Origin of the sequence: Pseudoxanthomonas sp. PXM02 (assembly GCF_014851805.1) — a bacterium.
In the GTDB taxonomy this organism is placed as follows: Bacteria; Pseudomonadota; Gammaproteobacteria; order Xanthomonadales; family Xanthomonadaceae; genus Pseudoxanthomonas_A.
Window position 1 is genome coordinate 56,291 of record NZ_JACVAK010000006.1, and the last position, 25,902, is coordinate 82,192.

General features: G+C 66.2%; 27 protein-coding genes and 2 tRNA genes. 9 read left to right on the forward strand and 20 right to left on the reverse strand.

Annotated elements, in window-relative coordinates; all coding sequences use genetic code 11:
- Nucleotides 1–10: 10 nt before the first annotated feature.
- Genes IB225_RS19720 through IB225_RS19735 form a run of 4 tightly spaced genes read right to left on the reverse strand, consistent with a single transcriptional unit; the run spans nt 11 to nt 2,058 of the window.
- The gene (locus tag IB225_RS19720; protein ID WP_192314540.1) at nt 11–265 is read right to left on the reverse strand and encodes an acyl carrier protein; all 255 of its coding nucleotides are present in this window, start codon (nt 263–265) and stop codon (nt 11–13) included.
- 24 nt (nt 266–289) lie between these two features.
- Nucleotides 290–550: a phosphopantetheine-binding protein gene (locus IB225_RS19725; protein ID WP_192314543.1), complete on the reverse strand. Its 261-nt coding sequence runs from the start codon at nt 548–550 to the stop codon at nt 290–292.
- Entirely contained in the window at nt 537–1,361 is an 825-nt protein-coding gene (locus tag IB225_RS19730) for a lysophospholipid acyltransferase family protein (protein ID WP_225584146.1), read from the reverse strand. Before IB225_RS19730 ends, IB225_RS19725 begins: the two co-directional genes overlap by 14 nt.
- Complete coding sequence (locus IB225_RS19735; protein WP_192314546.1) at nt 1,327–2,058, reverse strand: beta-ketoacyl synthase chain length factor; 732 nt, start codon at nt 2,056–2,058, stop codon at nt 1,327–1,329. Before IB225_RS19735 ends, IB225_RS19730 begins: the two co-directional genes overlap by 35 nt.
- A 139-nt stretch (nt 2,059–2,197) precedes the next feature.
- Between IB225_RS19735 and IB225_RS19740 the strand changes: the two genes are divergently transcribed.
- The 3 genes from IB225_RS19740 (at nt 2,198) to IB225_RS19750 (ending at nt 2,820) form a co-directional block, all read left to right on the forward strand.
- Nucleotides 2,198–2,273: transfer RNA gene (locus IB225_RS19740), tRNA-Ala, on the forward strand.
- Between the two features lie 51 nt (nt 2,274–2,324).
- Nucleotides 2,325–2,400, forward strand: a tRNA-Glu gene (locus IB225_RS19745).
- A gap of 192 nt (nt 2,401–2,592) precedes the next feature.
- Entirely contained in the window at nt 2,593–2,820 is a 228-nt protein-coding gene (locus tag IB225_RS19750; protein ID WP_192314548.1) for a hypothetical protein, read from the forward strand.
- Between the two features lie 10 nt (nt 2,821–2,830).
- Here the strand turns inward: IB225_RS19750 and IB225_RS19755 are convergent, their stop codons facing one another.
- Together IB225_RS19755 and IB225_RS19760 are read right to left on the reverse strand one after the other, a co-directional pair.
- The gene (locus IB225_RS19755) at nt 2,831–3,313 is read right to left on the reverse strand and encodes a DUF1249 domain-containing protein (RefSeq protein ID WP_192314551.1); all 483 of its coding nucleotides are present in this window, start codon (nt 3,311–3,313) and stop codon (nt 2,831–2,833) included.
- A gap of 116 nt (nt 3,314–3,429) precedes the next feature.
- Complete coding sequence (locus IB225_RS19760) at nt 3,430–4,251, reverse strand: pyruvate, water dikinase regulatory protein (protein ID WP_192314554.1); 822 nt, start codon at nt 4,249–4,251, stop codon at nt 3,430–3,432.
- A gap of 154 nt (nt 4,252–4,405) precedes the next feature.
- Between IB225_RS19760 and ppsA the strand changes: the two genes are divergently transcribed.
- Together ppsA and IB225_RS19770 are read left to right on the forward strand one after the other, a co-directional pair.
- Nucleotides 4,406–6,778, forward strand: coding sequence for a phosphoenolpyruvate synthase (ppsA, locus tag IB225_RS19765; RefSeq protein WP_192314557.1), 2,373 nt, complete (start codon nt 4,406–4,408; stop codon nt 6,776–6,778).
- 94 nt (nt 6,779–6,872) lie between these two features.
- Nucleotides 6,873–7,829, forward strand: a complete 957-nt coding sequence (locus IB225_RS19770; protein ID WP_192314560.1) for a mechanosensitive ion channel domain-containing protein — start codon at nt 6,873–6,875, stop codon at nt 7,827–7,829.
- Nucleotides 7,830–7,885: 56 nt separating this feature from the next.
- On the opposite strand, the gene orn is transcribed toward IB225_RS19770, so the two are convergent.
- Nucleotides 7,886–8,446 carry an oligoribonuclease gene (gene orn, locus IB225_RS19775; RefSeq protein WP_192314563.1) on the reverse strand — a complete coding sequence of 187 codons (561 nt, stop codon included), beginning with the start codon at nt 8,444–8,446 and terminating at the stop codon, nt 7,886–7,888.
- Between the two features lie 101 nt (nt 8,447–8,547).
- Here orn and IB225_RS19780 point away from each other — a divergent pair, with 101 nt between their 5' ends.
- A complete protein-coding gene (locus tag IB225_RS19780; RefSeq protein ID WP_192314566.1) occupies nt 8,548–9,012 on the forward strand; it encodes a DUF2721 domain-containing protein in 465 nt (154 codons plus the stop codon).
- Here IB225_RS19780 and tadA read toward each other — a convergent pair.
- From tadA to folD, 4 genes are all read right to left on the reverse strand, one after another.
- Nucleotides 9,009–9,485, reverse strand: a complete 477-nt coding sequence (gene tadA, locus IB225_RS19785) for a tRNA adenosine(34) deaminase TadA (RefSeq protein ID WP_192314569.1) — start codon at nt 9,483–9,485, stop codon at nt 9,009–9,011. The genes IB225_RS19780 and tadA overlap by 4 nt on opposite strands.
- Nucleotides 9,485–11,050 carry a glutamine-hydrolyzing GMP synthase gene (guaA, locus tag IB225_RS19790; protein WP_192314572.1) on the reverse strand — a complete coding sequence of 522 codons (1,566 nt, stop codon included), beginning with the start codon at nt 11,048–11,050 and terminating at the stop codon, nt 9,485–9,487. Before guaA ends, tadA begins: the two co-directional genes overlap by 1 nt.
- Nucleotides 11,051–11,110: 60 nt before the next feature.
- The gene (guaB, locus tag IB225_RS19795; RefSeq protein WP_192314731.1) at nt 11,111–12,568 is read right to left on the reverse strand and encodes an IMP dehydrogenase; all 1,458 of its coding nucleotides are present in this window, start codon (nt 12,566–12,568) and stop codon (nt 11,111–11,113) included.
- A 191-nt stretch (nt 12,569–12,759) separates the two neighbouring features.
- Nucleotides 12,760–13,617: a bifunctional methylenetetrahydrofolate dehydrogenase/methenyltetrahydrofolate cyclohydrolase FolD gene (folD, locus tag IB225_RS19800; protein ID WP_192314575.1), complete on the reverse strand. Its 858-nt coding sequence runs from the start codon at nt 13,615–13,617 to the stop codon at nt 12,760–12,762.
- 90 nt (nt 13,618–13,707) lie between these two features.
- Here folD and IB225_RS19805 point away from each other — a divergent pair, with 90 nt between their 5' ends.
- On the forward strand, nt 13,708–14,004 hold the full coding sequence (locus IB225_RS19805) for a DUF1244 domain-containing protein (protein WP_192314579.1): 297 nt from the start codon (nt 13,708–13,710) through the stop codon (nt 14,002–14,004).
- Entirely contained in the window at nt 13,997–14,791 is a 795-nt protein-coding gene (locus IB225_RS19810; RefSeq protein WP_225584147.1) for an alpha/beta hydrolase, read from the forward strand. Before IB225_RS19805 ends, IB225_RS19810 begins: the two co-directional genes overlap by 8 nt.
- Before the next feature lie 10 nt (nt 14,792–14,801).
- Here IB225_RS19810 and IB225_RS19815 read toward each other — a convergent pair whose 3' ends face one another.
- The 4 genes from IB225_RS19815 to IB225_RS19830 all read right to left on the reverse strand — a co-directional run bounded on the left by IB225_RS19815 (nt 14,802) and on the right by IB225_RS19830 (nt 19,036).
- Nucleotides 14,802–16,646 carry a monovalent cation:proton antiporter-2 (CPA2) family protein gene (locus tag IB225_RS19815; protein WP_192314613.1) on the reverse strand — a complete coding sequence of 615 codons (1,845 nt, stop codon included), beginning with the start codon at nt 16,644–16,646 and terminating at the stop codon, nt 14,802–14,804.
- Between the two features lie 37 nt (nt 16,647–16,683).
- Nucleotides 16,684–17,871, reverse strand: coding sequence for a low temperature requirement protein A (locus tag IB225_RS19820; protein ID WP_192314616.1), 1,188 nt, complete (start codon nt 17,869–17,871; stop codon nt 16,684–16,686).
- Nucleotides 17,872–17,899: 28 nt separating this feature from the next.
- On the reverse strand, nt 17,900–18,151 hold the full coding sequence (locus tag IB225_RS19825) for a hypothetical protein (RefSeq protein WP_192314619.1): 252 nt from the start codon (nt 18,149–18,151) through the stop codon (nt 17,900–17,902).
- Between the two features lie 111 nt (nt 18,152–18,262).
- On the reverse strand, nt 18,263–19,036 hold the full coding sequence (locus tag IB225_RS19830; RefSeq protein ID WP_192314622.1) for an SDR family oxidoreductase: 774 nt from the start codon (nt 19,034–19,036) through the stop codon (nt 18,263–18,265).
- 186 nt (nt 19,037–19,222) lie between these two features.
- On the opposite strand from IB225_RS19830, the gene IB225_RS20695 reads away from it, so the two are divergent.
- Nucleotides 19,223–20,092, forward strand: coding sequence for an AraC family transcriptional regulator (locus tag IB225_RS20695; protein ID WP_192314625.1), 870 nt, complete (start codon nt 19,223–19,225; stop codon nt 20,090–20,092).
- On the opposite strand, the gene moeB is transcribed toward IB225_RS20695, so the two are convergent.
- The 5 genes from moeB to IB225_RS19860 form a co-directional block, all read right to left on the reverse strand.
- Nucleotides 20,093–21,247, reverse strand: a complete 1,155-nt coding sequence (gene moeB, locus IB225_RS19840; protein ID WP_192314628.1) for a molybdopterin-synthase adenylyltransferase MoeB — start codon at nt 21,245–21,247, stop codon at nt 20,093–20,095.
- 18 nt (nt 21,248–21,265) lie between these two features.
- A complete protein-coding gene (glp, locus tag IB225_RS19845; protein WP_192314630.1) occupies nt 21,266–22,483 on the reverse strand; it encodes a gephyrin-like molybdotransferase Glp in 1,218 nt (405 codons plus the stop codon).
- The gene (gene der, locus IB225_RS19850; RefSeq protein ID WP_192314632.1) at nt 22,480–23,880 is read right to left on the reverse strand and encodes a ribosome biogenesis GTPase Der; all 1,401 of its coding nucleotides are present in this window, start codon (nt 23,878–23,880) and stop codon (nt 22,480–22,482) included. Before der ends, glp begins: the two co-directional genes overlap by 4 nt.
- A 181-nt stretch (nt 23,881–24,061) precedes the next feature.
- Nucleotides 24,062–25,249 (reverse strand): outer membrane protein assembly factor BamB, encoded by a 1,188-nt coding sequence (bamB, locus tag IB225_RS19855; protein ID WP_192314634.1) that lies wholly within the window; start codon nt 25,247–25,249, stop codon nt 24,062–24,064.
- Nucleotides 25,246–25,881: a tetratricopeptide repeat protein gene (locus IB225_RS19860; RefSeq protein WP_192314636.1), complete on the reverse strand. Its 636-nt coding sequence runs from the start codon at nt 25,879–25,881 to the stop codon at nt 25,246–25,248. Before IB225_RS19860 ends, bamB begins: the two co-directional genes overlap by 4 nt.
- Nucleotides 25,882–25,902: the final 21 nt, after the last annotated feature.

Below are 25,902 nucleotides of genomic sequence, written 5' to 3' on the forward strand. Positions count from 1 at the left end.
GCGACCTGCGTCAGGCGGCTTCGTCGCGGATCAGTCCGTACAGCACGTCCACGATGTCCTGCACCGTGCGCACCGACTTGAACGCGTCCGGCTGGAGGCTCCGCCCCAGCAGCGGCTTGAGTTGGACGATCAGATCCACTGCATCGATGCTGTCGATGTCGAGATCGTCGTAGAGCTTGGCCTCGGGCGTGATCCTCGCAGGATCGATCTCGAAGCTGTCATGCAGGATCGTGACGATCCGGTCGAAAAGTTCGTTCTTGGTCATCTTGCCAGTCCTGCCCGTCCCTGCTCAGGCCTTGCCCTGCGAGGCGACAAAATCCGCCAGGGCACGCACGCTGGCGAAATGCCGGCGGGTTTCCTGCGAGTCTGCGGAGAGTGCGACGCCGTAGCGCTTCTGCAGCGCCAGTCCCAGTTCGAGGGCGTCGATCGAGTCCAACCCCAGTCCTTCGACGAACAGCGGCGCGCTGGTATCGATGTCGTCGGGCGTGATGTCTTCCAGCGACAGCGACGAAATGATCAATTCCTTGATCTCGTGCTCAAGTGCCTGCACGCGATGGATCTCCCGCAAAGTAAATGGCCAGATGTTCCGTGAGTCGCCGGGCTGCCAGCGCTTCTCCCCCTGCCGATGGATCCGCCCCCTCCATTCCATTCAGGAATGGGGCGATCGGCAGGTCTTCCTGAACATCGATCACCATATGGAATCGCACCGGCGGCACACGATACCACTTCTCCCCTTTCCCAAGCGTCAGCGGCGTGCACGTGATCCGCACCGGCGTGATGTCCAGCGCACCCCGCACGGCGATGTTCGCCGCGCCGCGCTGGAGCTTCAGGGGCTGTCCCGGCGTGGTCCGCGTGCCCTCCGGGAAAATCACCAGGGTGCCGCCCGCCCTGACCGCCGCGATGCAGTCCTCCACCAGGCCCGCACCGTCATCGTTGGAAACGTAACCCGCGGCCCTGACCGGTCCCCGCATGAACGGATTGCGCGCGACCGCCGACTTCACCACGCAGTCGGCATTGGGCAGCAGGGAGATCAGCAGGACGACGTCGATCAACGTGGGGTGGTTGGCGAGCACCAGCAGGCCGTCACGCGCCAGCCGCTCACGACCCCGGACTTCGTAGGTCATCACTCCCAGCCGGCGCATCAGTTCCACGTGCGCGGCAAAGCTGCGCCGCACGAGACGGCGTGACCAGCGACGCCGGCGGTCGGGATCGCGCACCAGCCACAGCAGCGGCGGAAGTATGCAGACACCCAGGAACAGGCCACCCACGCCGAACGCGAGGAAGCTCAGCCCTGTTCCCGCGACCCGCCACGCGTGGCTCAACCGTTCAAGCATCGCGTCGCCACTGCCACTGAATGCCATCTCCGCGCCAGTCGAGTATTGCGTCGCCGGCCAACAGGAAGCGCAACACGTCCAGACTGTGTGGCAAGGGGCCGGCGGTGTCGTCCGCACCATCAGCCTTCCATGCCAGGTGCAGTGTGGGCAGAGCGGCGTCAGCCGCCACAAGACGCCAGCACCAGGCGAATCCGGCATCCGGCTCGTCCGCGAATCCGGCGTACACGCCAGGCAACGGGGCGTCATAGATGACCAGCAGCACTTCGGGCGCACCGTCGGCGAGCAGTGACGCTGCTTCGATGCACGCGGTTTCGACGGTCGCTTTACCGCCTGCCGTAGCGACGTAGTTGCCGCGCTCGCCGCGCAGGATGGAATACAGCGCGGCGATGGCGTTGTGCACGGACAGGCCGAACGTCGTCGGCGATGGCGACTCCCCCGCCACCAGCGCCTCGAGCAACTCCATCGAGCGTGCGACGTCGCCGTGTCGCGACGCGAAGACCAGCGGCGCGCCGCCCGCATCGGCTCGCTGACACCAGAAGGCGGTCTGGATCGCCATGCGACCCAGTCGTTCAATCCGTCGACGCTGCATTGCCGGGACCTCCGACAACGCCGGCGTCTCCTCGCCCATCGGCACCCACGGCGCCCGCGCCCATGCGGACCATGCCGATTGATCGACCAGCCCCGGCGCCCAGGCCGCCCACTCCTTAACCGACAAACCGATCATGCGCTGCGCGTGGTCCCGTCATTCTTCAAGCGTCGTATTTCACCCGCATGCCCACGCATTCGCCAGTCGTGAAAATTTTCGTAACGAATGCTTGCGCATCGGAAAGAGCCTAGCTATTATTCCGCTCCTGCCAGCACGTGGGGCCATAGCTCAGCTGGGAGAGCGCCTGCATGGCATGCAGGAGGTCGGCGGTTCGATCCCGCCTGGCTCCACCAACTTCCGGACAATAGGCCGTCTGGAAAGAAAATCTGGTAACACTTTCGTGCGTCCCCATCGTCTAGAGGCCTAGGACATTACCCTTTCACGGTAGCGACCGGGGTTCGAATCCCCGTGGGGACGCCAACTCTTCAAGGCCCGGGAAACCGGGCCTTTCTTTTTGCTCCAAGGGCGCCTGTCGGGCCCTTGCGCCCGCGTTTACAAGAACCTCACCCCGGACGGCGTAGAAGCTTGCGCCATGCGCTCGCCGTGGCGACATCGCCGGGCGCGCAGGGTTGGTGTAGTCGAAGTGGATCCCACCTTCGCGGAGCCGCAGCCATGACACACGATGCACTCGCTGACGAACTGATCTCGCAACTGCCACTCCATCGCGACACGCGTTGGACAGCGGGATCACTGGGACTGGACGACGCGACCTTCGATGGCGTCGCGCAACGCCTGCTCGAACTGGAGACACTCGGCACGGTCGACGTGATGAACCTGTCGCGCGATGCCCATCACGGTCTGCGCAGGCTCAACGCGATCCGCTTCGTCCGCGTCACCTGAGGCAACGGCTTCAGGCGACGTCGCGTGCGGCCCGTACGGGGTGCAGGGTGGCGACGCCATGCCCCTGCTCGCCGAGATACTCGAGCCATTTGCCGAGAAAGGTATTCATGCGCATGCGGTGACTGATCACCTCCGCCGGCGGCGGGTACAGGCCGATCACGTCCTGCCAGCGCTTGCCCACATAGCAATGCGTCGCTTCAGCCTGGCGTGCATCGCGATACAGGCGGACGAACGCGGAGGGGTCCGGTTCGCCAGTCAGTGGATCGCAGATGTCGTAGGTCAGTCGCAGCTCCACCGTGTAGCGGTGCGTCTCGATGACCTCCAGCCGCAGGTCCAGTCCGTCGCCGATGCTGGAGACGTACGTCCCCACCTGCAGGTGTTCCGGTGCAAACAGGCGCGTCAGGCGGGCGTGGTTCTCCGCGTACAGCGCCATAAGCCAGCCAAACCGGCCCAACCGGGGGATGCGCGCAGTACGTGCGAGAGCCTGGGACATGGGCCGATCCTACACGGCGAATCCCCGTCGCGGCAGCATTGACGTACTGCCGCATGCGGCCTAAGTTAAGGATTCCCGGCGCGCCGTTTTACCGCCTGCCGCCGCGGCTCCGCTACTCAGTACATTTCGCGCTGCAAGCCCAGCGTGGACAACACCTTGCTGGAGATTTCCTCGATCGACTTGTTGGTCGTACTGAGGGTCGGCAGGCGTTCCACCTGGAACATCGCTTCCGCCGCCGCGACTTCGCGCTTGCAGGTCTCCATTTTCGCGTAGCCCGAGTTGGGCCTGCGCTCCTGCCGGATCTGGTGCAGGCGCTCGGGGTCGATGGTCAGGGCGAACAGCTTGCGCCGGTAAGGTCGCAACCGGGCTGGCAAGCGGTCGGTCTCGAGATCGCCATCGGTCAGCGGATAGTTCGCAGCACGCACGCCGTAATGCAGCGCCAGGTAGACGCAGGTCGGCGTCTTGCCGGCGCGCGATACCGCCACCAGGATCACGTCGGCCTCGTCGTAATTCACCGCCATGCCGTCGTCATGCGTCAGGGCGAAATTCATCGCATTGATGCGGCGATGGTAGGTCTCGAAATCCACCAGGCCGTGGGCCTGGCCGACACGCGACTGCCGCTGTTCGCCCAACTCGCGCTCCAGCGGCTCGATGAAGGGGGCAAACACGTCCAGCATCAGCGCCCCGCTCTCGGCGATCAGGGCGCTCAATCCGGGATCCACGCAGGAACTCACCACGATCGGGCGCGCGCCGAGCCGTTCCCCCGTCCGGCGGATGCGGTCGGCGGCGTCCCGCGCCTTCTCCTCGTCGTCGACGAAGGACAGGCGGTCGGTCTGGAACCGCATGCCGGCGAACTGGGTCAGCAGGCTGTGGCCGATGGTCTCGGCGGTGATACCGGTTCCATCCGAAACATAAAACACCGGTCGCAGCTCAGACATGCCCCACCCTTCCCCGCTTCACCATGGAAACCCCCGTCAGATCAAGCTTGTCTGCAATTGGTATGCACTGCATCATATCGCTTCTTTCCCCATGGACACGGCACCCCACGCCGATGGTCATCGGCATGGCGCGGCCTGCTTCGGAGCATTGCGCTTGAACGAGAACATCCTGTGGTTGCACGAGCTGCGCCTGGCCGACCTGGCCCGCGTCGGCGGCAAGAATTCGTCGCTGGGCGAAATGATCGGCCATCTGGCCAACCTGGGCGTCTCGGTCCCGGGAGGCTATGCGACCACCGCCGAGGCCTTCAAGGCCTTCATCGCGCACAACGACCTGTCCAAGCGCATCTTCGACAAGCTGGCCACGCTGGACGTCGAGGACGTGCCGGCGCTGACGGCGGCCGGCAAGGAGATCCGCGGCTGGGTCATCGACGCCCCGCTGCAGCCCGATCTGGATGCCGACATCCGCACGGCCTACGCCAAGCTCTCGGCCGACAACGGTGGCGGCGATGTCGCCGTGGCCGTGCGCTCGTCGGCCACCGCTGAAGACCTGCCCGACGCCTCGTTCGCCGGCCAACAGGAGACCTTCCTCAACGTCACCGGCGCCGACGATGTCGTGCACAAGGTGAAGGAAGTCTTCGCCAGCCTCTACAACGACCGCGCGATCGCCTATCGCGTGCACCATGGCTTCAAGCACGAGGACGTGTTCCTGTCCGCGGGCGTGCAGCTGATGGTGCGCTCGGGCGTGGGCTCGTCAGGCGTGCTGTTCACGCTCGATACCGAATCCGGCTTCCGGGACGTCGTGTTCGTCACCTCCAGTTTCGGTCTCGGTGAAATGGTCGTGCAGGGCGCGGTGAATCCTGATGAGTTCTACGTCTACAAGCCCACCCTGAAGCAGGGCAAGCCGGCGATCCTCCGCCGCGCGCTCGGCAGCAAGGCGCTGCGCATGGTGTATTCAGATGTTCCCGGTGAGCGCGTGCGCACCGAGGACACGCCGGCCCAACTGCGCGGCACGTTTTCCATCAACGACGCGGACGTACACGAACTGGCCAAGCAGGCGCTGGTCATCGAGCAGCATTACGGCCGCCCGATGGACATCGAATGGGCGAAGGACGGCGTGACGGGCAAGCTCTTCATCGTGCAGGCACGGCCGGAGACGGTGAAGTCGCGAGCCAAGGCCACGCAGATCGAACGTTATGCGCTGGAGAAGCGCGGCGAGGTGATCGCCGAAGGTCGCGCCATCGGCCAGAAGATCGGCAGCGGCGTCGCCCGCGTGGTGCGCTCGCTGGACGACATGGCGCGCGTGCAGCCGGGCGACGTGCTGGTCGCCGACATGACCGATCCCGATTGGGAGCCGGTGATGAAGCGCGCCAGCGCCATCGTCACCAACCGCGGCGGGCGTACCTGCCATGCCGCCATCATCGCGCGCGAACTGGGCGTCCCCGCCGTGGTCGGCACCGGTAACGCGCTGGACCTGGTCGCGGACGGCGTCGAAGTAACCGTCAGCTGCGCCGAGGGCGACACCGGCTTCATCTATGCCGGCAACCTGCCGTTCGAGCGCACCACCACCGATCTGGCCGCGATGCCGGAAGCGCCGCTCAAGATCATGATGAACGTCGCTAACCCCGAGCGCGCATTCGATTTCGGCCAGTTGCCGAATGCCGGCATCGGCCTCGCCCGTCTGGAGATGATCATCGCCAGCCACATCGGCGTGCATCCGCTGGCGCTGCTGGAATACGACCGCCAGGACCTGGACGTCCGCAAGAAGATCGACGCCAAGACCGCCGGCTACACCGACCCGGTCAGCTTCTACGTGGATCGCCTGGCGGAAGGCATTGCCACGATCACCGCGTCGGTCGCGCCGCACCCGGTCATCGTGCGCCTGTCGGACTTCAAGTCCAACGAGTACGCCAACCTGATCGGCGGCACGCGTTACGAGCCGCATGAAGAGAACCCGATGATCGGTTTCCGCGGCGCCAGCCGTTATGTCGATCCGTCGTTCGAGCCGGCGTTCGCACTGGAATGCCAGGCCGTGCGCCGCGTGCGCGACGAGATGGGCCTGGACAACCTGTGGGTGATGATCCCGTTCGTCCGCACGCTGGAAGAAGGCCGCAAGGTCGTCGAGGTGCTGGCCAAGCATGGCCTGCGCCAGGGCGAGAACGGGCTGAAGATCATCATGATGTGCGAAGTACCGTCGAATGCGCTGCTCGCCGACGAGTTCCTCGACATCTTCGACGGGTTCTCGATCGGCTCCAACGATTTGACCCAGCTGACCCTGGGCCTGGATCGCGACTCCAGCATCGTCGCCAACCTGTTCGACGAGCGGAACCCTGCGGTCAAGAAGCTGTTGTCGATGGCCATCAAGGCGGCCCGGTCCAAGGGCAAGTACGTCGGCATCTGCGGTCAGGGGCCGAGCGATCATCCGGACCTGGCCGAGTGGCTGATGGCCGAAGGTATCGAATCGGTGTCGCTGAATCCCGACACCGTGGTCGACACCTGGTTGCGACTCGCGAAGACCAAGGCCGGCTGATACCGGCTGCGACCTTCTTCACGCGAAGGCGGTTACCATCCTCCTGTAAACCCGGCACGCCCCTGATGGGGCGTGCTGCATTTCAGGAGTGCCCATGCCGACCCCCGCTGCCACCGCCACCGCGCCCGCCCTTACCGAGATCCCCACCGAACCTGCGGCGCTGATGCGCGAACTGCGCGGCATCGACTGGCTGCAGTTGCTGGAAACCTGGGGACTGAAGCTGCTCGCCGCCGCCCTGATCTTCCTGGTCGGCATGTGGCTGGCCAAGCGCTTGAGCACGGGACTGGAGCGCGTGCTGGGCCGGACGCACGCGGATGCCACGCTGGGCGGGTTCCTGCGCCGTGCGAGCTACGCCGCCATGATGGTTCTGGTGATCATCACCGCGCTCACCTCGCTGGGCGTGAACCCGACCTCGATGCTCGCGGTGCTGGGCGCCGCCGGCCTCGCCGTCGGCCTGGCACTGAAGGACTCGCTGTCGAATATCGCGTCCGGCGTCATGCTGATCGTGCTGCGTCCGTTCCGCGATGGGGACTTCGTGCAGGCGGCGGGGCTGGAAGGCGTGGTCGAAGAGGTCCGTATCTTCCAGACGCGCATGCGTACGCTCGACAACCGCCTGATCGTGCTGCCGAACAGCCTGATCACCACGGCGCCGATCATCAACTTCACCGCGAAGCCGCATCGCCGCATCGACATCCCGGTAGGCGTGGGCTACGACGACGACCTCAAGCGCGCCAAGCAGATTCTGCTGAAGATCGCGCAAGATCACCCGCATGTGCTGCCGGAGCCGGCGCCCAGCGTCATCGTGTCCAAGCTGAGCGAAAGCAGCGTCGATCTGATCCTGCTGGCGTGGACCAAAACCAAGGACTTCGGCGAAACCAAGAGCGATCTGACCGAAGCCGTGCGGACCGAGATCATCGGCAACGGCCTCAACATCCCGTATCCACAGCGCGACCTGCACGTGTACCACCACAACAGCGACGGCACGCCGCTGACGGACATCATCACCAAGGGCGTCGCTGATGATGGCGACGTTGCCAAGCCGGTGGCGTAGAGCCGAGCCTGCTCGGCTGTACTGCTAGCGCGGCGGAGCAAGCTCCGCTCTACGCATCACTCTGCCAGTGCCGCCATATGCTTGCGGTAATGGCGTAGTTCTTCGATGGAATCACGCACGTCGCTCAGCGCGGTGTGGCTGGCCTGCTTGCGGACGCCTTCCAGCACCTGTGGCGCCCAGCGGCGCGCGAGCTCTTTCAACGTGCTGACGTCGAGATTGCGGTAGTGGAAATACTTCTCCAGGCGCGGCATCAGCCGGTGCAGGAACCGACGGTCCTGGCAGATCGAGTTGCCGCACATCGGCGACGCGCCGGCCGGCAGCCACTCGTTGAGGAAGGCCACCGTCTGCGCCTCGGCCTGTCCCAGCGACACCTCGCTCTCGACGACCCGCTTCCACAGACCCGAGCGACCATGCTGGTTGCGGTTCCAGTCGTCCATCGCTTCCAGCACGGACACCGGATGGGCGATGGCGAACTCCGGACCTTCGGCCAGTACGTTCAACTTCGAATCGGTGACGACCGTGGCGATCTCCAGGATGGAGTCGCGGTCGGTGTCGAGCCCGGTCATTTCCAGGTCGATCCAGATCAGGCGGTCGGTACTCGCGTTGTTCGAGGCCATGCAGCAGTCCATGACAGGAAGGAGGTCCGGCCGTTCCACACCGGGAATGCGGTCGTGCCGCATCGTGTCATGATAACGCAGACCACTCCGGCGACCGGCCCATGAACCCCACCACCGATCACGCCGTCCTCACCGCGATGCTCGCACCGGCGTTCTTCCTGACCGCGACCGCATCGCTGCTGTTGTCGGCCAACAACCGCCTGGCGCGCATCATCGACCGCGCCCGCACCCTGCTGCGTGAACTGGCGGACGTCGAGGACGAGACCGAGCGTTCGCTGCTTGAGCGGCGCATCGCATTGCAGCGCCTGCGCAGCCTGATCATCCTGCGCGCGGGCCAGTTGCTCTATGCCGCGATCAGCTGCTTCGTCGGCACCAGCCTGGCAGTGGCGGTGGACACGTTCACAGGGCACCGGCTGGGCTCATTGCCCACGTGGCTGGCCGCACTGGGCGTGGTCGCGATGCTGGCGGCCAGCCTGCTGCTGGCGCGCGAGTCCACGCTGGCGGTCACGGCGATCAACGAAGAAATGGATCACCGCAAGGTAAAGCGGAAGTTTCCGACGCCCTAGACCAGCGGTCGACCGCGCTTCGCACGGAAGTAGTTGGTCAGCCGGCGACCCGCCTCTTCGCCCAGTACACCACCCAGCACCTCGATGCGGTGGTTGTGGCGCGGATCCGCTACCAGGTCGAACACACTGCCGCAGGCGCCGGTCTTGGGATCGGTCGCCCCGTAGACGATACGCGCCACGCGTGCATGCACCAGCGCCATCGCGCACATTGCGCAGGGCTCCAAGGTGACGTACAGCGTGCTGCCGAGCAGCCGATGGTTGCCCACCGCCCTGCCCGCCTCGCGCATCGCCACGATCTCGGCATGTGCCGTGGGATCGTGGTCAAGGATGTTGCGGTTCCAGCCTTCGCCCAGCACGTGGCCGTCAGCGCCTACCAGCACGGCGCCAACGGGAATCTCGTCGAACTCGCGCTCGGCGCGATCCGCCAATGCGAACGCGCGCCGCATCCAGTGTTCGTGGCCGGGCTCGACCATCACTCCCACTCGATGGTGGCCGGAGGCTTGCCGGAGATGTCGTAGACCACGCGCGATACGCCGCGCAGCTCGTTGATGATGCGGTTGCTGACCGTGCCGAGGAAGTCGTACGGAAGGTGCGCCCAATGCGCGGTCATGAAGTCGATCGTCTCGACCGCCCGCAGCGCGATGACCCACTCGTAGGCGCGCGCATCGCCGACCACGCCTACCGATTTCACCGGCAGGAACACCGCGAACGCCTGCGAGGTCTTGTCGTACAGGTCGGCCTTGCGCAGTTCGTCGATGAAGATGGCATCGGCCTTGGCCAGCAGTTCGGCGTACTCCGGCTTGACCTCGCCGAGGATGCGCACCCCCAGGCCCGGACCGGGGAACGGATGGCGGTAGACCATCGTGCGCGGCAGGCCGAGCTCGACGCCGAGGCGACGCACTTCATCCTTGAACAGCTCACGGAGCGGTTCGACCAGGCCCAGCTTCATGTGCTCGGGCAGACCGCCAACGTTGTGGTGGCTCTTGATGACATGCGCCTTGCCGGTCTTGCTGCCGGCCGACTCGATCACGTCCGGGTAGATCGTGCCCTGCGCCAGCCACTTGGCGTTCTTCAGCTTGTTCGACTCTTCCTCGAAGATCTCGACGAACAGGTTGCCGATGATCTTGCGCTTGGCTTCCGGGTCGGCGACGCCTTCCAGCGCTTTGAAGTAGCGGTCGGCGGCATTGACGCGCACGACCTTCACGCCCATGTGTTCGGCGAACATCGCCATCACCTGGTCGCCTTCCTGCCAGCGCAGCAGGCCGGTGTCGACGAACACGCAGGTCAGCTGTTCACCGATAGCCTTGTGCAGCAGCGCAGCGACGACGGAGGAATCCACGCCACCGGACAGGCCCAGGATCACTTCATCAGAGCCCACCTGCTCGCGCACGCGCGCGATCTGGTCGTCGATGATGTTGGCGGCGGTCCACAGCGTCTTGCAGCCGCAGATGTCGGCGACGAAGCGGCGCAGCAGCGTCTGGCCCTGCTTGGTATGCGTCACTTCCGGATGGAACTGCACGCCGTACCACTGCTTCTCTTCCAGCGCCATCGCCGCGACCGGGATGCGGTCGGTGGTGGCGGTGATCGTCCAGCCCGGCGGCGCCTTGGCGACATGGTCGCCGTGGCTCATCCACACGTCGATGCGCGGCTCGCCCTGGTGGTCGCTCAGGCCACCCAGCAGCGCGTCGTGCGCGACCAGCTGCACTTCGGCATGGCCGAACTCGCGCGCGTCGGCGGCTTCCGTCGCGCCGCCCAGCTGCGCAGCCAAGGTCTGCATGCCGTAGCAGATGCCGAGGATCGGCAGGCCGCTGTCGAATACCTGTTGAGGCGCGGCGGGTGCACCGTGCTGGGTCGTGGATTCCGGACCGCCCGACAGGATGATGCCCTTGGCGCCGAACTTCGCGATCTCCTCCGGGTCGTGGTCCCACGCCCAGATTTCGCAGTAGACGCCGATCTCGCGGATGCGGCGGGCGATCAGCTGCGTGTACTGCGCGCCGAAGTCGAGGATGAGGATCTTGTCGGTATGGATATTCGTCATGGTGTCCTGCGGCTATAAACGAAGAAGGGAAACGCTGGCGTCTCCCTTCTCTGGCAACGATCAGCCCATCCGGTAGTTCGGCGGCTCTTTGGTGATCTGCACGTCGTGCACGTGGCTTTCGCGCTGGCCCGCGCCGGTGATGACGACGAACTTGGGCTTGCTGCGCATGTCCTCGATGGTCGCGCAGCCCACGTAGCCCATCGTGGCGCGCAGGCCGCCGACCAGCTGGTGGATGATGCCGCCAACCGAACCGCGGTACGGCACACGACCTTCGATGCCTTCCGGCACCAGCTTGTCGGCGTCGCTGGCGTCCTGGAAGTAGCGGTCCTTGGACCCCTTCTCCATCGCGCCCAGGCTACCCATGCCGCGGTAGCTCTTGTAGCTGCGGCCCTGGAACAGTTCGACTTCACCCGGCGCTTCTTCGGTGCCAGCGAACAGGCCGCCGATCATCACCGTCGACGCGCCCGCGGCGATCGCCTTGCCGATGTCGCCCGAGTAGCGGATGCCGCCATCGGCGATCAGCGGGATGCGGTCCTGCAGCGCTTCGGCGACCATGTCGATCGCGGTGATCTGCGGCACGCCTACACCGGCCACCATACGCGTGGTGCAGATGGAGCCCGGGCCCACGCCGACTTTCACGGCATCGGCACCGGCGTCCATCAGCGCCAGCGCGGCGTCGCCGGTGACGATGTTGCCGCCGATGACCTGCAGCTGCGGGAAGCGCTTCTTGACCCAGCTGACGCGGTCGAGCACGCCCTGAGAGTGGCCGTGCGCGGTGTCGACGATGATCACGTCCACGCCTGCGGCAACGAGGGCTTCGACGCGCTGGTCGGTATCGCCGCCAACACCCACCGCAGCGCCGACGACCAGGCGGCTGGCACTGTCCTTGGCGGCGTTGGGGTTGTCGGTCTTCTTCTGGATGTCCTTGACGGTGATCAGACCGCGCAGGTCGAACGCGTCGTTGACCACCAGCACCTTCTCGATGCGGTGCTTGTGCAGCAGCTGCAGGACTTCGCCGTCGCTGGCGCCTTCGCGCACCGTGACCAGGCGATCCTTCTTGGTCATGATGTGGCGGACGGGATCGTCGAGCTTCGTTTCGAAGCGCATGTCGCGGCTGGTGACGATGCCGACCAGCTGGCCGCCATCGACGACCGGCACGCCGGAGATGTTGCGCGCGCGGGTGAGCTTGAGCACTTCGGCAATCGTCGTTTCGGGCCCGACGGTGAAGGGCTCCTTGATCACGCCGGCCTCGAACTTCTTGACCTTGGCCACTTCGGCGGCCTGCTGTTCGACGGTCAGGTTCTTGTGCAGGATGCCGATGCCGCCCAACTGGGCCATGGCAATGGCCAGGCGGGCCTCGGTGACGGTATCCATGGCGGCCGAGACGATCGGCAGCTTCAGCCGCAGGTCGCGCGTCAGGCGCGTTTCCAGGCTGACATCCTTGGGCAGGACGGTGGAATGGGCGGGGACGAGGGAGACGTCGTCGTACGTCAGTGCTTCAGCCTGGATGCGCAGCATCGGCGGGCCCGGATAGTTGGGGAAGCGCGGCATTATACCCTGATCGGCGAGGCTTCCGCCTGCTTGCGCAGCTGGAACGATGCTTTCCCGGCGCCGCCATGCCCAGGTGCGGGAACGACGCAAGTCGCGGTGGGGAGTCCGGGCACCTCATCGCGACTTGCGTCGCTCCCACAACCAGCAAAAAGCGCGGCTCAGAGGCCCGCTTCGGCCGCTTCCAGCGTGTTCTGCATCAGCGTGGCCACGGTCATTGGCCCCACCCCGCCCGGCACCGGCGTGATCCAGCTGGCTCTCTCCCGGGCGGCATCGAAGCCGACATCGCCCACCAGCCGTCCGTCGTCCAGACGGTTGATGCCCACGTCGATGACAACCGCGCCCGGCTTGACCCATTCGCCCGGGACCAGGCCGGGCTTGCCCGCCGCGACCACCAGGATGTCGGCATCGCCGACGCGGGCCTGCAGCACCTCGCGCGGAGTGAACTTGTGGCAGCTGGTGACGGTGCAGCCGGCAATCAGCAGCTCCAGCGCCATCGGTCGGCCCACATGGTTGCTGACACCGACGATCGTCGCGTTGCGACCGCGCACCGGCTGGTCGGTATAGGCCAGCAGCGTGGTGATGCCGCGCGGCGTGCACGGGCGCAGGCCGAACTGGCGCAGCGCCAGATGGCCGACGTTGGCCGGATGGAAGCCATCGACGTCCTTCCGCGGATCAATGCGTTCAATCAGGCGCGTCGCATCGGGAATGCCCGGTAGCGGCAGCTGCACCAGGATGCCGTGGATCTTGGGATCGGCATTCAGCTGGTCGATCAGCGCAAGCAGCTGCGCCTCGGTCGTGCCCGCCGGCAGGTCGTAGTCGAACGCCTCGATGCCGACCTTCTCCGCCGCCCGACGCTTGTTGCGCACGTACACGGTGGATGCCGGATCACCCCCCACCAGCACCACCGCCAGGCCCGGCCTGCCCAGGCCCGCCGACACGCGCGCGTCGACCCGGACTTTCAGTTCGTCCAGCAGGTTCTCGGCAATGCGGCGGCCGTCCAGGATTCGGGCAGTCATGAGCAGGGGCGGTGTAGAGTCGATGCGTATTGTCCCCGATTCCCCCCACCCTGCGCGACCCGCTTCGCGCGTCCAGGACGTCTTCACACCATGACCGACACCACCGCCCTCGAAGCCGCCGCGTTTCGCCGCCTGCTGAAACACCTCAACCAGGACCGTCCGGACGTGCAGAACATCGATCTGATGATCCTCGCGGGCTTCTGCCGGAACTGCCTGGCCGACTGGTATCGCGAGGCTGCGGAGGACGTCGGCATCGCGATGAATAAGGAACAAGCGCGCGAACGCGTCTACGGCATGCCGTTCGGCGACTGGAAGGCGCAGCACCAGCAGGAGGCGACGCCTGAGCAGTTGGCCGCGTTCAAGGCCGCGCAGGAGCGCCATGGCTGAGGTTCGCCTCCGACGCATGCTGCTGTGGGGCGCCCTCGCCGTCCTCGCCATCTATCTGGCACTGTGCGCCCTGCTCTACGTCCAGCAACGCCGGCTGATCTACTACCCGCAGTTCACGCGGGTGGCCGCGGACCAGACCGACTTCGCGGTCACCCGACCTGATGCCGTCCTGCGAGGCTGGATCGTCAACCCCGGCCATCCGGATGCAGTGCTGTACTTCGGTGGCAACGCGGAAGCGGTGGAAGCCAACCGCGACGTGTTCGCCCAGTGGCTGCCGTCCCGCACGGTCTATCTGGTGGCCCATCGTGGCTACGGCGCGAGCGATGGTGAACCGTCGGAGGCTGCGCTGCAGGCCGATGCGCTTGCGGTGTATGACGACATCGCGCGACGCCATCCAGAGGGCGACGTGGCCGTAATCGGCCGCAGCCTGGGAAGTGGCGTGGCGACCCATGTGGCGTCGGCGCGCCCGGTCAGGAACCTGGTACTGGTGACGCCGTTCGACAGCCTGGCCGCCGTCGCGCAATCGCACTACCCGGCATTTCCGGTCGGCCTGTTGCTGAAGGACCGCTACGATTCCGCTGCACGTCTGCCCGGCTACAAGGGAAAACTGCTCGTGCTGCGCGCCGGCCGGGACGTGGTGGTACCGCCGCCGCATACCGACCGGCTGCTGGCCGCATACAAGGGACAGCCACAGGTGGTGGACTTTCCGCGTGCAGGCCACGACGACCTGTCGGCGGATCCCGCCTACTGGCCGGCGATCCGCAGCTTCCTCACGCCTGCCGACTGATCGTCGTCGGCTACTCCTCTTCTTCCTCGCCAATCGCCTCAGCGGCCTCCTCGTTCAACGCCTTCGCCTCGCGCTTGGGTTTGGTGAACGGGGTCGGCGTGGGCTTGGCCGGCTTGGCATTGCCGTAGAGCGCGGGGATGCCGGATCTGAGGTCGCCACCGCCTGCGATCTCGAGTTCGAACCGCTCGGCGTCGCGCCGGCGGATCTCCAGCGCAATCGCGTCCGCGTCTTCCGGCGAGGTGCCGACACTCATCAATGCTGCCTTGCCGAACTCCACCGCCGACTCGAACGTCTCGCGGATCTGGAAATCGACACCGGCGGCGATCAGCGCCAGCGAATGCTCGCGGTCGAACGAGCGCGCCAGCACCTGCGCCTGCGGGAACTCATGCCGGACCAGTTCGACGATGCGGCTGGCGGCGTCCTTGTCGTTGATGCAGATGGCGATCGACTGCGCCGTCTGCGCACCGCAGGCACGCAGCACGTCCAGGCGGGTGCCGTCGCCGTAATAGATCTTGAAGCCGAACTCCTCGGCACTACGGATCATCTCGATGTCGGTATCGATGATGGTCACGTCCACGTCGCGCGCCAGCAGCGACTGGCTCATCACCTGGCCAAAGCGCCCGAAGCCGATGATCAGCACGCTGCCGCTGAGACCCTTGGCTTCTTCGATGCCCTCCATCGAGGGCTTGTCCGGATGGGTGAACCGGCGCAGCAGCAGCACGAACAGCGGCGTCAGCGCCATCGACAGCACCACGATGGCGGTCAGGTTGGCGTTGACCGTAGCATCGATGATGCCGGCCGACGCCGCAGCAGCGAACAGCACGAAGGCGAACTCGCCGCCCTGCGCCATCAGCACCGCACGGTCCAGCGCCTCTGCGTGTGCGCTGCGGGTCATGCGCGCCACCACGTAGATGCAGACAGCCTTCACCACCATCATCGCCAGTACCGCGCTGACGATCAGCGGCCAGTTAGCGGCCACCACGGCCAGGTCCAGCGCCATGCCTACGCCGAGGAAGAACAGGCCCAACAGGATGCCGCGGAACGGCTCGATATCGGCTTCGATCTGGTGACGGAAGGTCGACTCGGATAGCAGCACGCCAGCCAGGAACGCGCCCATGGCCATCGACAGCCCGCCCAGCTGCATCAGCAGGGCAGCACCCAGCACCACCAGGAGTGCCGCCGCAGTCATGACCTCGCGCGCCTTGGCGGCGGCCAGGATGCGGAAGAACGGATTCAGCAGCCAGATGCCGGCGGCGACCAATCCGCCCAGCGAGGCCGCCGCGATGCCGATCGACACCCAGCGGGAGCCCTCCTCCGGCTGCACCACCTGCGGCGACATGAAGGCGACCAGCACCAGCAGCGGCACGATCAACAGGTCTTCGAACAGCAGGATCGAGACGACCTTCTGGCCGTTCGGCAGCGCCACGTCGCCGCGCTCGGCCAACAGCTGCATCACTACGGCGGTGGACGTCAGCACGAAGCCCATGCCTCCGATGAACGACACCGGCAGCGAATAGCCGAACAGCAGGCCGACACCGGTCAGCAGCAACGTGCATACGGCGATCTGCAGTGCGCCCAGCCCGAAGATCTGCTTGCGCAGGCTCCACAGGTGACTCGGCCGCATCTCCAGGCCGATGACGAACAGGAACATCACTACGCCGAGTTCGGCGACATGCAGGATGGACTGCGGATCGGAGAACCACTTCAGTCCGAACGGGCCGATCGCAAGGCCGGCGGCCAGATAGCCCAGGACCGATCCCAGACCCAGCCGCCGGAACAGCGGCACCGTAACGACCGCGGCGCCCAACAGGGCGACGACACTGACCAGTTGGCTGGCACCGGATTCTGCACTCATGCCGGCAGTCTACCGGATGGTGCCCGCCTTGCCGTCCCTAGCCTGGGGTATGCGCGTGCGCGATGCCTCGGCCATGGCGCCGGTAGTACGCCGCCCATACCGTCACCAGCACCATCACGGTCGTGGTGAGCGCGCCTGCGACCAGCAGATTGACCCGGGGAAGCACCGGCCACATCGCGAGCAATACACCGATGCCGATGGTATGCGACAACGGGAAGCGCCCGTACACGACACGTTTGAACAGCGCGTTGCCCAGCAGGTAGACCAACGGACCACCGACGAGCACCGCCGCGTACTTCGCCTTCACCGACTCCAGTGGATGCGCCACCACCAGATCGTCTGCCACTGCACAGACGATGACACCGGCAATCAGCAGCACATGCACGTAGTGAAAGTAGGCGCCCAACCGTCCCGGATCGTCCGAGTGCTCGATCACGTGCGCCGCATCGCCACTGGAGGTGTCGAAGTACATCCACCACATCGCGACACAGCCAATGAAGGACACCAGGAAGGCGAGCCACACGGCGGGTCCCGGGTGCGCCGCTTGACCGAATGACGCGCCGGTTGCCAGTACCGATTCGCCCAGCGCGATGATGACGAACAACTGGCAACGCTCCGCCAGATGGCCACCGTCGATGGTCCAGTCCGAGGTCCGCGAGCGCCCCAGCCCGGGAACCGGAAAGCCGGCCATCGGCGACAGGTATTCGCAGCCCACCGCCAACAGCCACAACGCCAGGCGCGTGCTTCCCTCGTTCAACCCGCCCGCGATCCACAGCCCCGCCGACACCAGCAGCCAGCACAACATGCGCAGGAAGTTGGGCGTCAGTACGTGTCCACGCCCGAGGCTGTACAGCACGAACAGCGTGCGCCCAACCTGGATGGCGGCGAAGCTGCAGGCGAACAGCAAGCCGCGCTCGCCAAACGCCTCCGGAATGGCAGCGGATACCAGCAGCGCCACGCCCATCAGCACCATCAGCATCGTGCGGATGACCAGATGCTCGGGGTTGAACCAGTTGCTGACCCAGGCGGTGTACTGCCAGCCCAGCCAGACCGCGAACCACAGCGTCGCCGTCTGCAGTACACCGAGCCAGGTCAGGTGTTCCAGCAGGTGATGAGACAGCTGGGTGATGGCAAACACGTAGACCAGGTCGAAGAACAGTTCGACGTTGGCCACGCGGGCAGGCTGCCCTGCCGGCCGCAACAGGGGATGCGCGGGTGTTTTCATGAGCAAACGTCCGGGTTAGACAGAAGTGTCAGCGCTGCTTCGTCTTCCACGCCAACCACCACGCCGCCGCGACCGGCACCAGATAAATGACCGCCTGGATCGGCAGTTCTTCCTGCAACGAATATCCGTGCGACATGCCGGTACGCAGGTTCCAGAGCACGGCCGCAAGCCAGCCAATGCTGAAGACCGCAGCAGCGGCAGGGCGCTTGCCGGGCCGGGTCAGCCACATCGCGATGCCCACCAGCAACAGGCCGACAACGATGAAGATCAAGGTACGCATGAAGGTCTTCCTCTGCGGTGGTGATCCGGTGCACCCACGTTATCGCAAGGGCGTACCGCGCGACATGGGGCAAGACGGGACGGGCGGCAGGACGCCGCCCGGCCGCAGGACTCACTTGGTGGTGTAACCGCCGTTGATCAGGATGGTCTGCCCGGTGATCCACCAGCCATCGCTGACCAGATGGCGGATGAAGGGCACCACGTCTTCGATATCGGTCAGGCCGGTCTTGCTGTGGGGCGACAGCGCGGCGGCGGTCTTGTGGTACGCCACGGCGTCCGCGCCCTCGGCCGGATAGAAGAACGAGGTATCCATCGGCCCCGGACCGATCGCCGTCACCGAGATGCCGCGCGCGCCGAACTCCTTGGCCGCAGCACGGGTGAAATGCTCCACCGGCGCCTTGGTGCCGGCGTACGAGGCGTAGAACGGGGTGAACGCGCCCAGCAGCGAGGTGACCAGCGTGACTACCTTGCCGTTGTCGTTGACGTGCTTGCCGGCCTCCTTCAGGAAGAAGAACGCGGTCTTGGCGTTGACCGCCGACATCTCGTCGTATTCGGTTTCAGAGATCTCGGTGATCGGCTTCTTCAGCACCTTGCCGACCGTGTTGATGGCGATGTCGGGACGGCCGACCGCCGCAATCGCGTCGGCGAACAGGCGTTCGACTGCGGCGGCGGTGGTCAGGTCACCCTGCAGCGCCACGGCTTGCGCTCCCGCGGCTTGGACGGCGGCGACGGTTGCCTCCGCATCGGCTTTGCTGGCCGCGCTGTTGTAGTGGATAGCAACGGCAGCAGCGCCTTGCTGTGCGAGATCGCGGGCAATCAGGCCGCCGAGGTTCTTGGCGCCGCCGGCAATCAGGGCGACTTTGCCCTGGATGGAATGATCGGTCATGGGAATGCTCCTGGCAGGGGACGGAGACTCGCCGGCAACCGTGGAGTGGGCAGCGCGACGAGGCACGTCTAAGATGCGGTGGAAGCATTCCGGCGGGCTTTCACGATGTCCCATCCGCTATCAAATTCTCCGGTGTCAGCTCACATTAGTGAGACGCATGAGACGGGCTCGCCGGCGGACGATCCAGTGCCCGGCTCCATGCCGCAATACCGGGTACTGGCGCAGGCGCATTGGCCGGGCGTGGAATTGCTGCTGTGCCGGGAAGACATCCGCCAGCGCACGCTGTGGGCCATCGACGAACCGCGCCACACGGTCATCGTCCATCTTGGCGGCGCGATGCGCGAACTGGACACCGAGATCGACGGCGTCGGTGCCACCCATATTCCGCCCTCGCCCGGGGACATCTGGCTGGTGCCCGCCGGAAAGCGCTACGCCAGCCAGGCGACAGGACAGGTCATCACCTACGCCGAACTGCGTGTCTCGCCGATGGCCGACGTGGATGTCGGCGTCGACCGGCGTGTCCCGATCGAAGGCCTGATGCCGAGGCTCGGGCATCGTGACGAGTTCCTCCACTACAGCGTCGCCCGGCTGGGGCGGCTCAGCCAGCAGGACGACGATGTGTCGACGATGATGGCTGAGCGCCTGCAGCTGCTGCTGCGCCAGCATCTGTACGAGGGTTACCGGTTGCCTGTTCCGCCCACGATGTCGCCGACATCACTCGCGCCCCGCATGGCGCGCCAGCTCAGCGACCACATCGAAAGCGCCTTGGGCCAGCGCATTGCACTGTCCGACCTCGCAGCACTGGCCGGCCTGAGCGTGCACCAGCTGCTGATTGCGTTCCGGCGCACCTTCGGCACGACACCCGCGCAGTACATCCTGGCGCAGCGGCTGCGCCGCGCACGCTGGTACCTGCTCAACCGCAGCGACGACATCACCGATATCGCGCTCGCCTGCGGTTTCGCCAGCCACAGCCACTTGAGCGCCGCGTTCAAACGCGACACCGGCATCACGCCGCGGCAGTTCCGCGACGGCCTGCGCATGCGCGCGACCTACTGATCAGCCGGTGCGGCAGAACGCGGCGTAGTCGATGTAGCCCGGAAATGGCCGTCCTGCCGCGCACACCGGGCAGTCCGGATCGTGGCGCAGCCGGGTCTCGCGGAAGCGCATGGCCAGCGCATCGAAATGCAGCAGTCGGCCCGCCAGCGTGTCGCCGGTGCCCAGCAGCAGTTTGATCACTTCCGTGGCCTGCAGCAGGCCGATCACTCCCGGCAGCACGCCGAGCACGCCGGCTTCGGCGCAGTTGGGTGCGAACTCCGGCGGCGGTGGTTCGGGGAACAGGCAGCGGTAGCACGGCTGCTCGCCACGGTGACGCCCGGCATCGAACACGCTCACCTGCCCTTCGAACCGTTGCACGGCGCCATAGACCAGCGGCTTGCCCAGTTTCACGCAGGCGTCGTTGAGCAGATACCGGGCAGGAAAGTTGTCCGCGCCATCCAGCACCACGTCCACGCCTTCGAGCAGGCGCTCGACGTTCTCCGCCGTGACGCGTTCGGCGATCGCTTCCACGCGAGTGCGTGGATTCAGCGCCGCCAGCGTCGCCTGCGCCGACGCGACCTTCGGCTCGCCGATGCGCGCTTCGGTATGCAGGATCTGCCGCTGCAGGTTGCTGCGGTCGACGACGTCGTCGTCCGCGATGCGCAGCTGGCCTACCCCGGCCGCCGCCAGGTAGAACGCGGCGGGCGACCCAAGCCCGCCTGCACCGATCATCAGAACGCGCGCACGCTGCAAGCGCTGCTGGCCCGCCACCCCGACTTCGGGCAGCAACAGATGACGTGAGTAGCGTTCGTTGAAGTCGCGCTGGTCGTCCGACTGCACCGGCACGACGATTGCGAGGCGCTCTTCGATCCAGCGCGAGGTTCCGCCTGCGACGGACGCCAGACGCGTGTAACCGGATGCTTCCAGCACGCGCGCGGTGTCCAGCGAGCGGCCGCCCTTCTGGCAGATCAGGATGATGGTGGCGTCGCGGTCCGGCAGATGGGCGGCCGGGTCGCGCTCCAGCGTGGCTTTCGCGATGCCGCGCGCGCCCTCCGCCTGTCCGCTGGCGCGCTCGTGCTCCTCGCGCACGTCGATGAACACGCCACCCTGCGCGAGCAGCGCGGCGACGTCACAGGGTTCGATTTCGCGGATGGCCATGCGGCGATTATCGCGCAAGTCGCGATGCCGTCCGGATCAGCAGCCGATCACGTCGACGACATCGCCGACACGGTAATCCTGCAGGCCCTCGGGCAGCACGATCAGTGCATTGCTGTCGGCGGCTGCACGCAGCTGGTGCGAGGCATCGGCCCCGTTCGGCACTACCTGAAGGCGACCATCGGTCCCGCTGGCCAGCGAGCCGCGCAGGAATTCAAGCCGCTCGTGGGTCTTTCGCCAGGGCGCGGCGAGGACGGCCTTCCATTGCGGTCGTGGTTCACGCCGGCGTTGCAGGCCATCCAGCAGTTCGCGACCCAGCGTCAGGAACGTCGCCAGCACGGATACCGGATTGCCCGGCAGGCCGAGGAACAGGGCACGGTCCATTTCGCCGAACAGCACCGGCATGCCGGGCTTCATGCGCACTTTCCAGAACTGGATGCGGCCCTGCGCAGCCAGCAGTCCAGGCAGATGATCCTTCTCGCCCGCCGACACGCCGCCGCAGGTGATGACCACGTCGAACGCGGCGGCCGCGTCGGTGAGCATGGTCGTCATGCGTTCGGGATCGTCGGGCAGCGTCGGCCACGCCGTCGGCTCAAGGCCCTCCGCACGCAGCAGCCCCATCAGCAGTTCGCGGTTGCTGTTGTAGATCTGGCCAGGCGCCAAGGGCAGCCCGGGTTCCACCAGTTCGTCACCGGTGGTGAACACGGCGACGGTCGGCCGCTGCGTGACCGCCAGCGACGCAATGCCCAGGGCCGCGGCAAGCGAGACGCGCGCCGGCGTCAGGCACTGCCCCTCCGAGAGCACATGCGCGCCGGCCACCACGTCCTCGCCGGCACGGCGCACATCGTTGCCCCGCGACAGTCCCGCCGGGACGCGGACCTGACCATCGACCTCAACGCAGGCTTCCTTCATGGCGACGGTATCGGTACCGGCCGGAAGCGGCGCACCGGTGGTGATGCGGATGCATTCTCCGATGCCCACATCGAGGTCCTGCAACGGGCCGGCGAACTGCTCACCGGCGAGACGCAACGTCGTAGCGTCATCCTGTGCGAGGCTGGCGTGGGCAAACGCAAAGCCATCCATGCGGCTGTTGTCGAACGGCGGCAGCGCAATCGGCGAAACGATGCCCTCCGCCAGTATGCGACCACTGGCCCGGCTGACCGGCATGCGTTCGGCCTTCAGCATCCGGTTGCCGGCGACGCTGCGGATGATTTCCGCAGCGGTGGCGAAATCGATACGGGTCGGGTAACCCGTCACTTGCCGCGCTTGACGTGCCGGATGAGGCGGCGCTTCTTGGCGATCTGCTTCTCGGTCAGCACGTTCTTCTTGCCCTCGTAGGGATTAGCTCCCTCGCGGAAGATGAAGCGGACCGGCGTGCCAACCAGCTTGAAGCGCTTGCGGAAGAAGTTTTCCAGGTAGCGCTTGTAGGACTCCGGCAGCACCTTCAGGCGAGTGCCATGCACGATGAAGGTCGGCGGATTCTCGCCGCCCGGATGCACGTAGCGCAGCTTGGAGACGTGGCCACGGATGCTCGGCGGCGGATTGGTTTCGTAGGCGATCTCCAGGGCCTTGTTGACCTCGCTTGTGCCGAACTGCTTCGTCGCCGAGGCGTGCGCACGGTGGATCGCCTTGAACAGCTCGCGCATGCCCGAGCCATGGAGCGCCGAGATACGGACCACTTCCGCCCATTCCACGAAGCTCAGCTTGCGCGCCAACAGCGCCTCGGCCTGTTCGCGCTGGTAGGTGGTCAGTCCATCCCACTTGTTGATGCCGACCACCAGGGCGCGGCCGGCGTCGAGCACGGCCCCCAGTACGCTGGCATCCTGGTCGGTGACGCCTTCGGTGGCGTCCAGCAGCAGCACGGCGACCTGGCACTGTTCGATCGCCTGCAGCGTCTTGACCACACTGAACTTCTCGACCGCCTCTTCCACCTTGCCCTTGCGGCGCAGGCCTGCGGTATCGATCAGGCGGTACTGGCGACCGTCGCGCTCCATGTCGACCGCGATGGAATCGCGCGTGGTGCCGGGCACTTCCGAGGCGATCATGCGCTCTTCGCCCAGCAGGCGGTTCACCAGCGTGGACTTGCCCACGTTCGGGCGGCCGACGAACGCCACGCGCATGCGGTCAGGGTCGTTGTCGAGTCCGACCGTTGCACCCTCTTCCGGCAACCGCTGCTGCACTTCTTCCAGCAGGTCGTCGATGCCCTGGCGGTGCGAGGCCGAAATGGTGATGACATCGGCAAAGCCATAGCGCGCGAAGTCCGCGATGGCGGTGGTCTCGTTGATGCCGTCGATCTTGTTGATGACGAGCAGCGTGGGTCGCGCCGTCTTGCGCAGCCAGGCCAGGATTTCGTCGTCGAGCGCGGAGGCACCCTCGCGGCCATCAACGATGAACAGCACCAGGTCGGCCTCCTCGGCCGCCGCCCGCGCCTGACGCGCCGTGGCACCGGCCAGGCCTTCTTCTTCACCGGCGATGCCACCGGTATCGACCACGAGGAAGGGGTCTTCCTCGTCCAGACGGCAGACACCGTAGTTGCGGTCGCGGGTCACGCCGGGCTGGTCGTGCACCAGCGCGTCACGACTGCGGGTCAGCGCATTGAACAGGGTGGACTTGCCGACGTTGGGACGGCCCACCAGGGCGACGAGGGGCAGCATGAAGGAGGCAACCGTGAAGAGGAGGGTCGCCGGAGACTCGCCGTCGCGCGGGTGGCGCGACTGCTCCGGTCGGTCAAGGGGCCGCCATGGTAGCGGAATACGCCCTCTTCCGCGAAAAAGGGCCGCAATGCGGCCCTTTCCGGGAACATGAAGAAGCGGCCTTCGCCGCTCCTCCGATGGATCACTTGAAGCCGAACGCCGTCAGGCCGCCTTCCACGTCCTGCACCAGCAGGATGCCGTCGGCCACCACTGGCTTGCCACGGATGGCTTTGCCGCCAACGCGCGCGCGCGCCGCCACTTCGCCATTGTCCGTCCTCAACCAGTGCAGGTAGCCGTCGAAGTCACCCACCACCGCGTAGTCGCCGTGGATGGTCGGTGCGGTCAGCGAGCGGCGGGCCAAGGTCGTGTTCGACCACAGTGCGCCGCCGCTGTACTTGTCCAAACCCCACACCGTGCCGGCCGGATCGGAGACGACGACCGCGCTGCTCGTCACGCCCAAGCCACCTGCGCCACCGTTGTCGCGCGTCCACAGCGGACGTCCCGACGGACCTTCGAGGGCGACGGTTTCCTTCTTGAAACTGGTGGCGTACAGCGTCGACCCTTCCAGCACCGGGGCGCCGTCGACGTCGGCCATGCGCTCCAACTCACTGCGTCCTTCCCCGATACCGACCGCCTGCGTCCACATCGGGCGCCCGTCGTTGGCAGCCAGCGCGGTCACCGTGCCGTCGTCACTGCCGGCGAACACCACGCCCGGCCCCACCACCACTGGCGCGTTGCCGCGAACCGTCAGGCTGGGAAGTTCACTGGTCCAGAACCAGCGGCGCTCGCCGGTATCTGCTGCCAGAGCGGTAACGCGGCCATCATTGCTGCGGACGAACACGATGCCTTGGCCCACGGCTGGTGCCGCAATGACTTCGTTCGGCACCTTGGCCTGCCACTTCTCGGCACCCGTGGCTGCATCCAGCGCGATCACCTGACCGTCCAGCGTGCCGACCACGACCAGACCCTGTCCGGCACCCGGACCGCCCGACAAACGCAAGTCGGACTTGTACTGCCATACCTGCTTGCCCGTCTGCAGGTCGAAAGCGCGGACGCCGCCGTCCACCGCTGCTGCGTAGACGCGACCATCGTCCACTGCGGGGACCTGCTGCAGACCGAGGCGCTTCTCGCCCTTGCCTGCATTGGCACTCCACATCTTGGAAACGAACGCCGTCGGCGTGATGTCGATGAGTTCGGCCGGCTCGACCGGCTTCTCGCCCTCCTTGTCCTTGCCGGAGAACCAGCCCTTCACGGTGCTGCAGCCGCCGAGCGCGGCAACGATCGCGACAGCCGCGATCAGGCGGACTGCGGGTCCAGACGTACGCTTCATGCCGCACCTCCGGTCTTCGGCGGGGTACCGCCGGCGTCAATCAGTTTCAGCTCCACCAGACGGCGCTGCGGGGACACCGCATCCAACGTGGTCAGCGCGCGGGTGTAGGCCTCCTGCGCTTCCTTCGCCTTGCCAGTCGCCAGCAATGCATCACCGCGCACTTCCAGGCTGGAGGCGTCGTCCGCCTTCTCCAGCACCTTCAGCGCCTCGTCGTGCTTGCCGGCGTCGATCAGCAGTCGCGCGAGACGCAGGTTGACCAGCGGACGCAGGGCATCATCGGGCGTAAGTGTGCGTAACGTGGCGATGGCGGCATCGCGCTCGCCCGCCTGGAGTTGGGCCTTCGCCAGTTGCAGGCCGGCGACGTCCGCATACAGTTCGTCCTCCTTGACCAGCGCGTCGACGGCGCCCTGGGTCTGCTTCAGGTCGCCCTTGGCAAGACCTTCGACGGCCGTCTGGTAGCTCTGGTACGCCTGCTCCTTCTTGCCAGCCTGGTCCTTCTGCCACCACTGCCAGCCGAGAATCACGCCCAGCCCCAGGACCACACCCCCCAGCAAGCCGGCACCGTTGTTCTTCAGCCAGCTGCGGACACGTTCGCTTTGTTCGTGCTCGTCGAGCAGATCGTCAATCGCCATGCGCTCTCTTGCCCCGTCTCA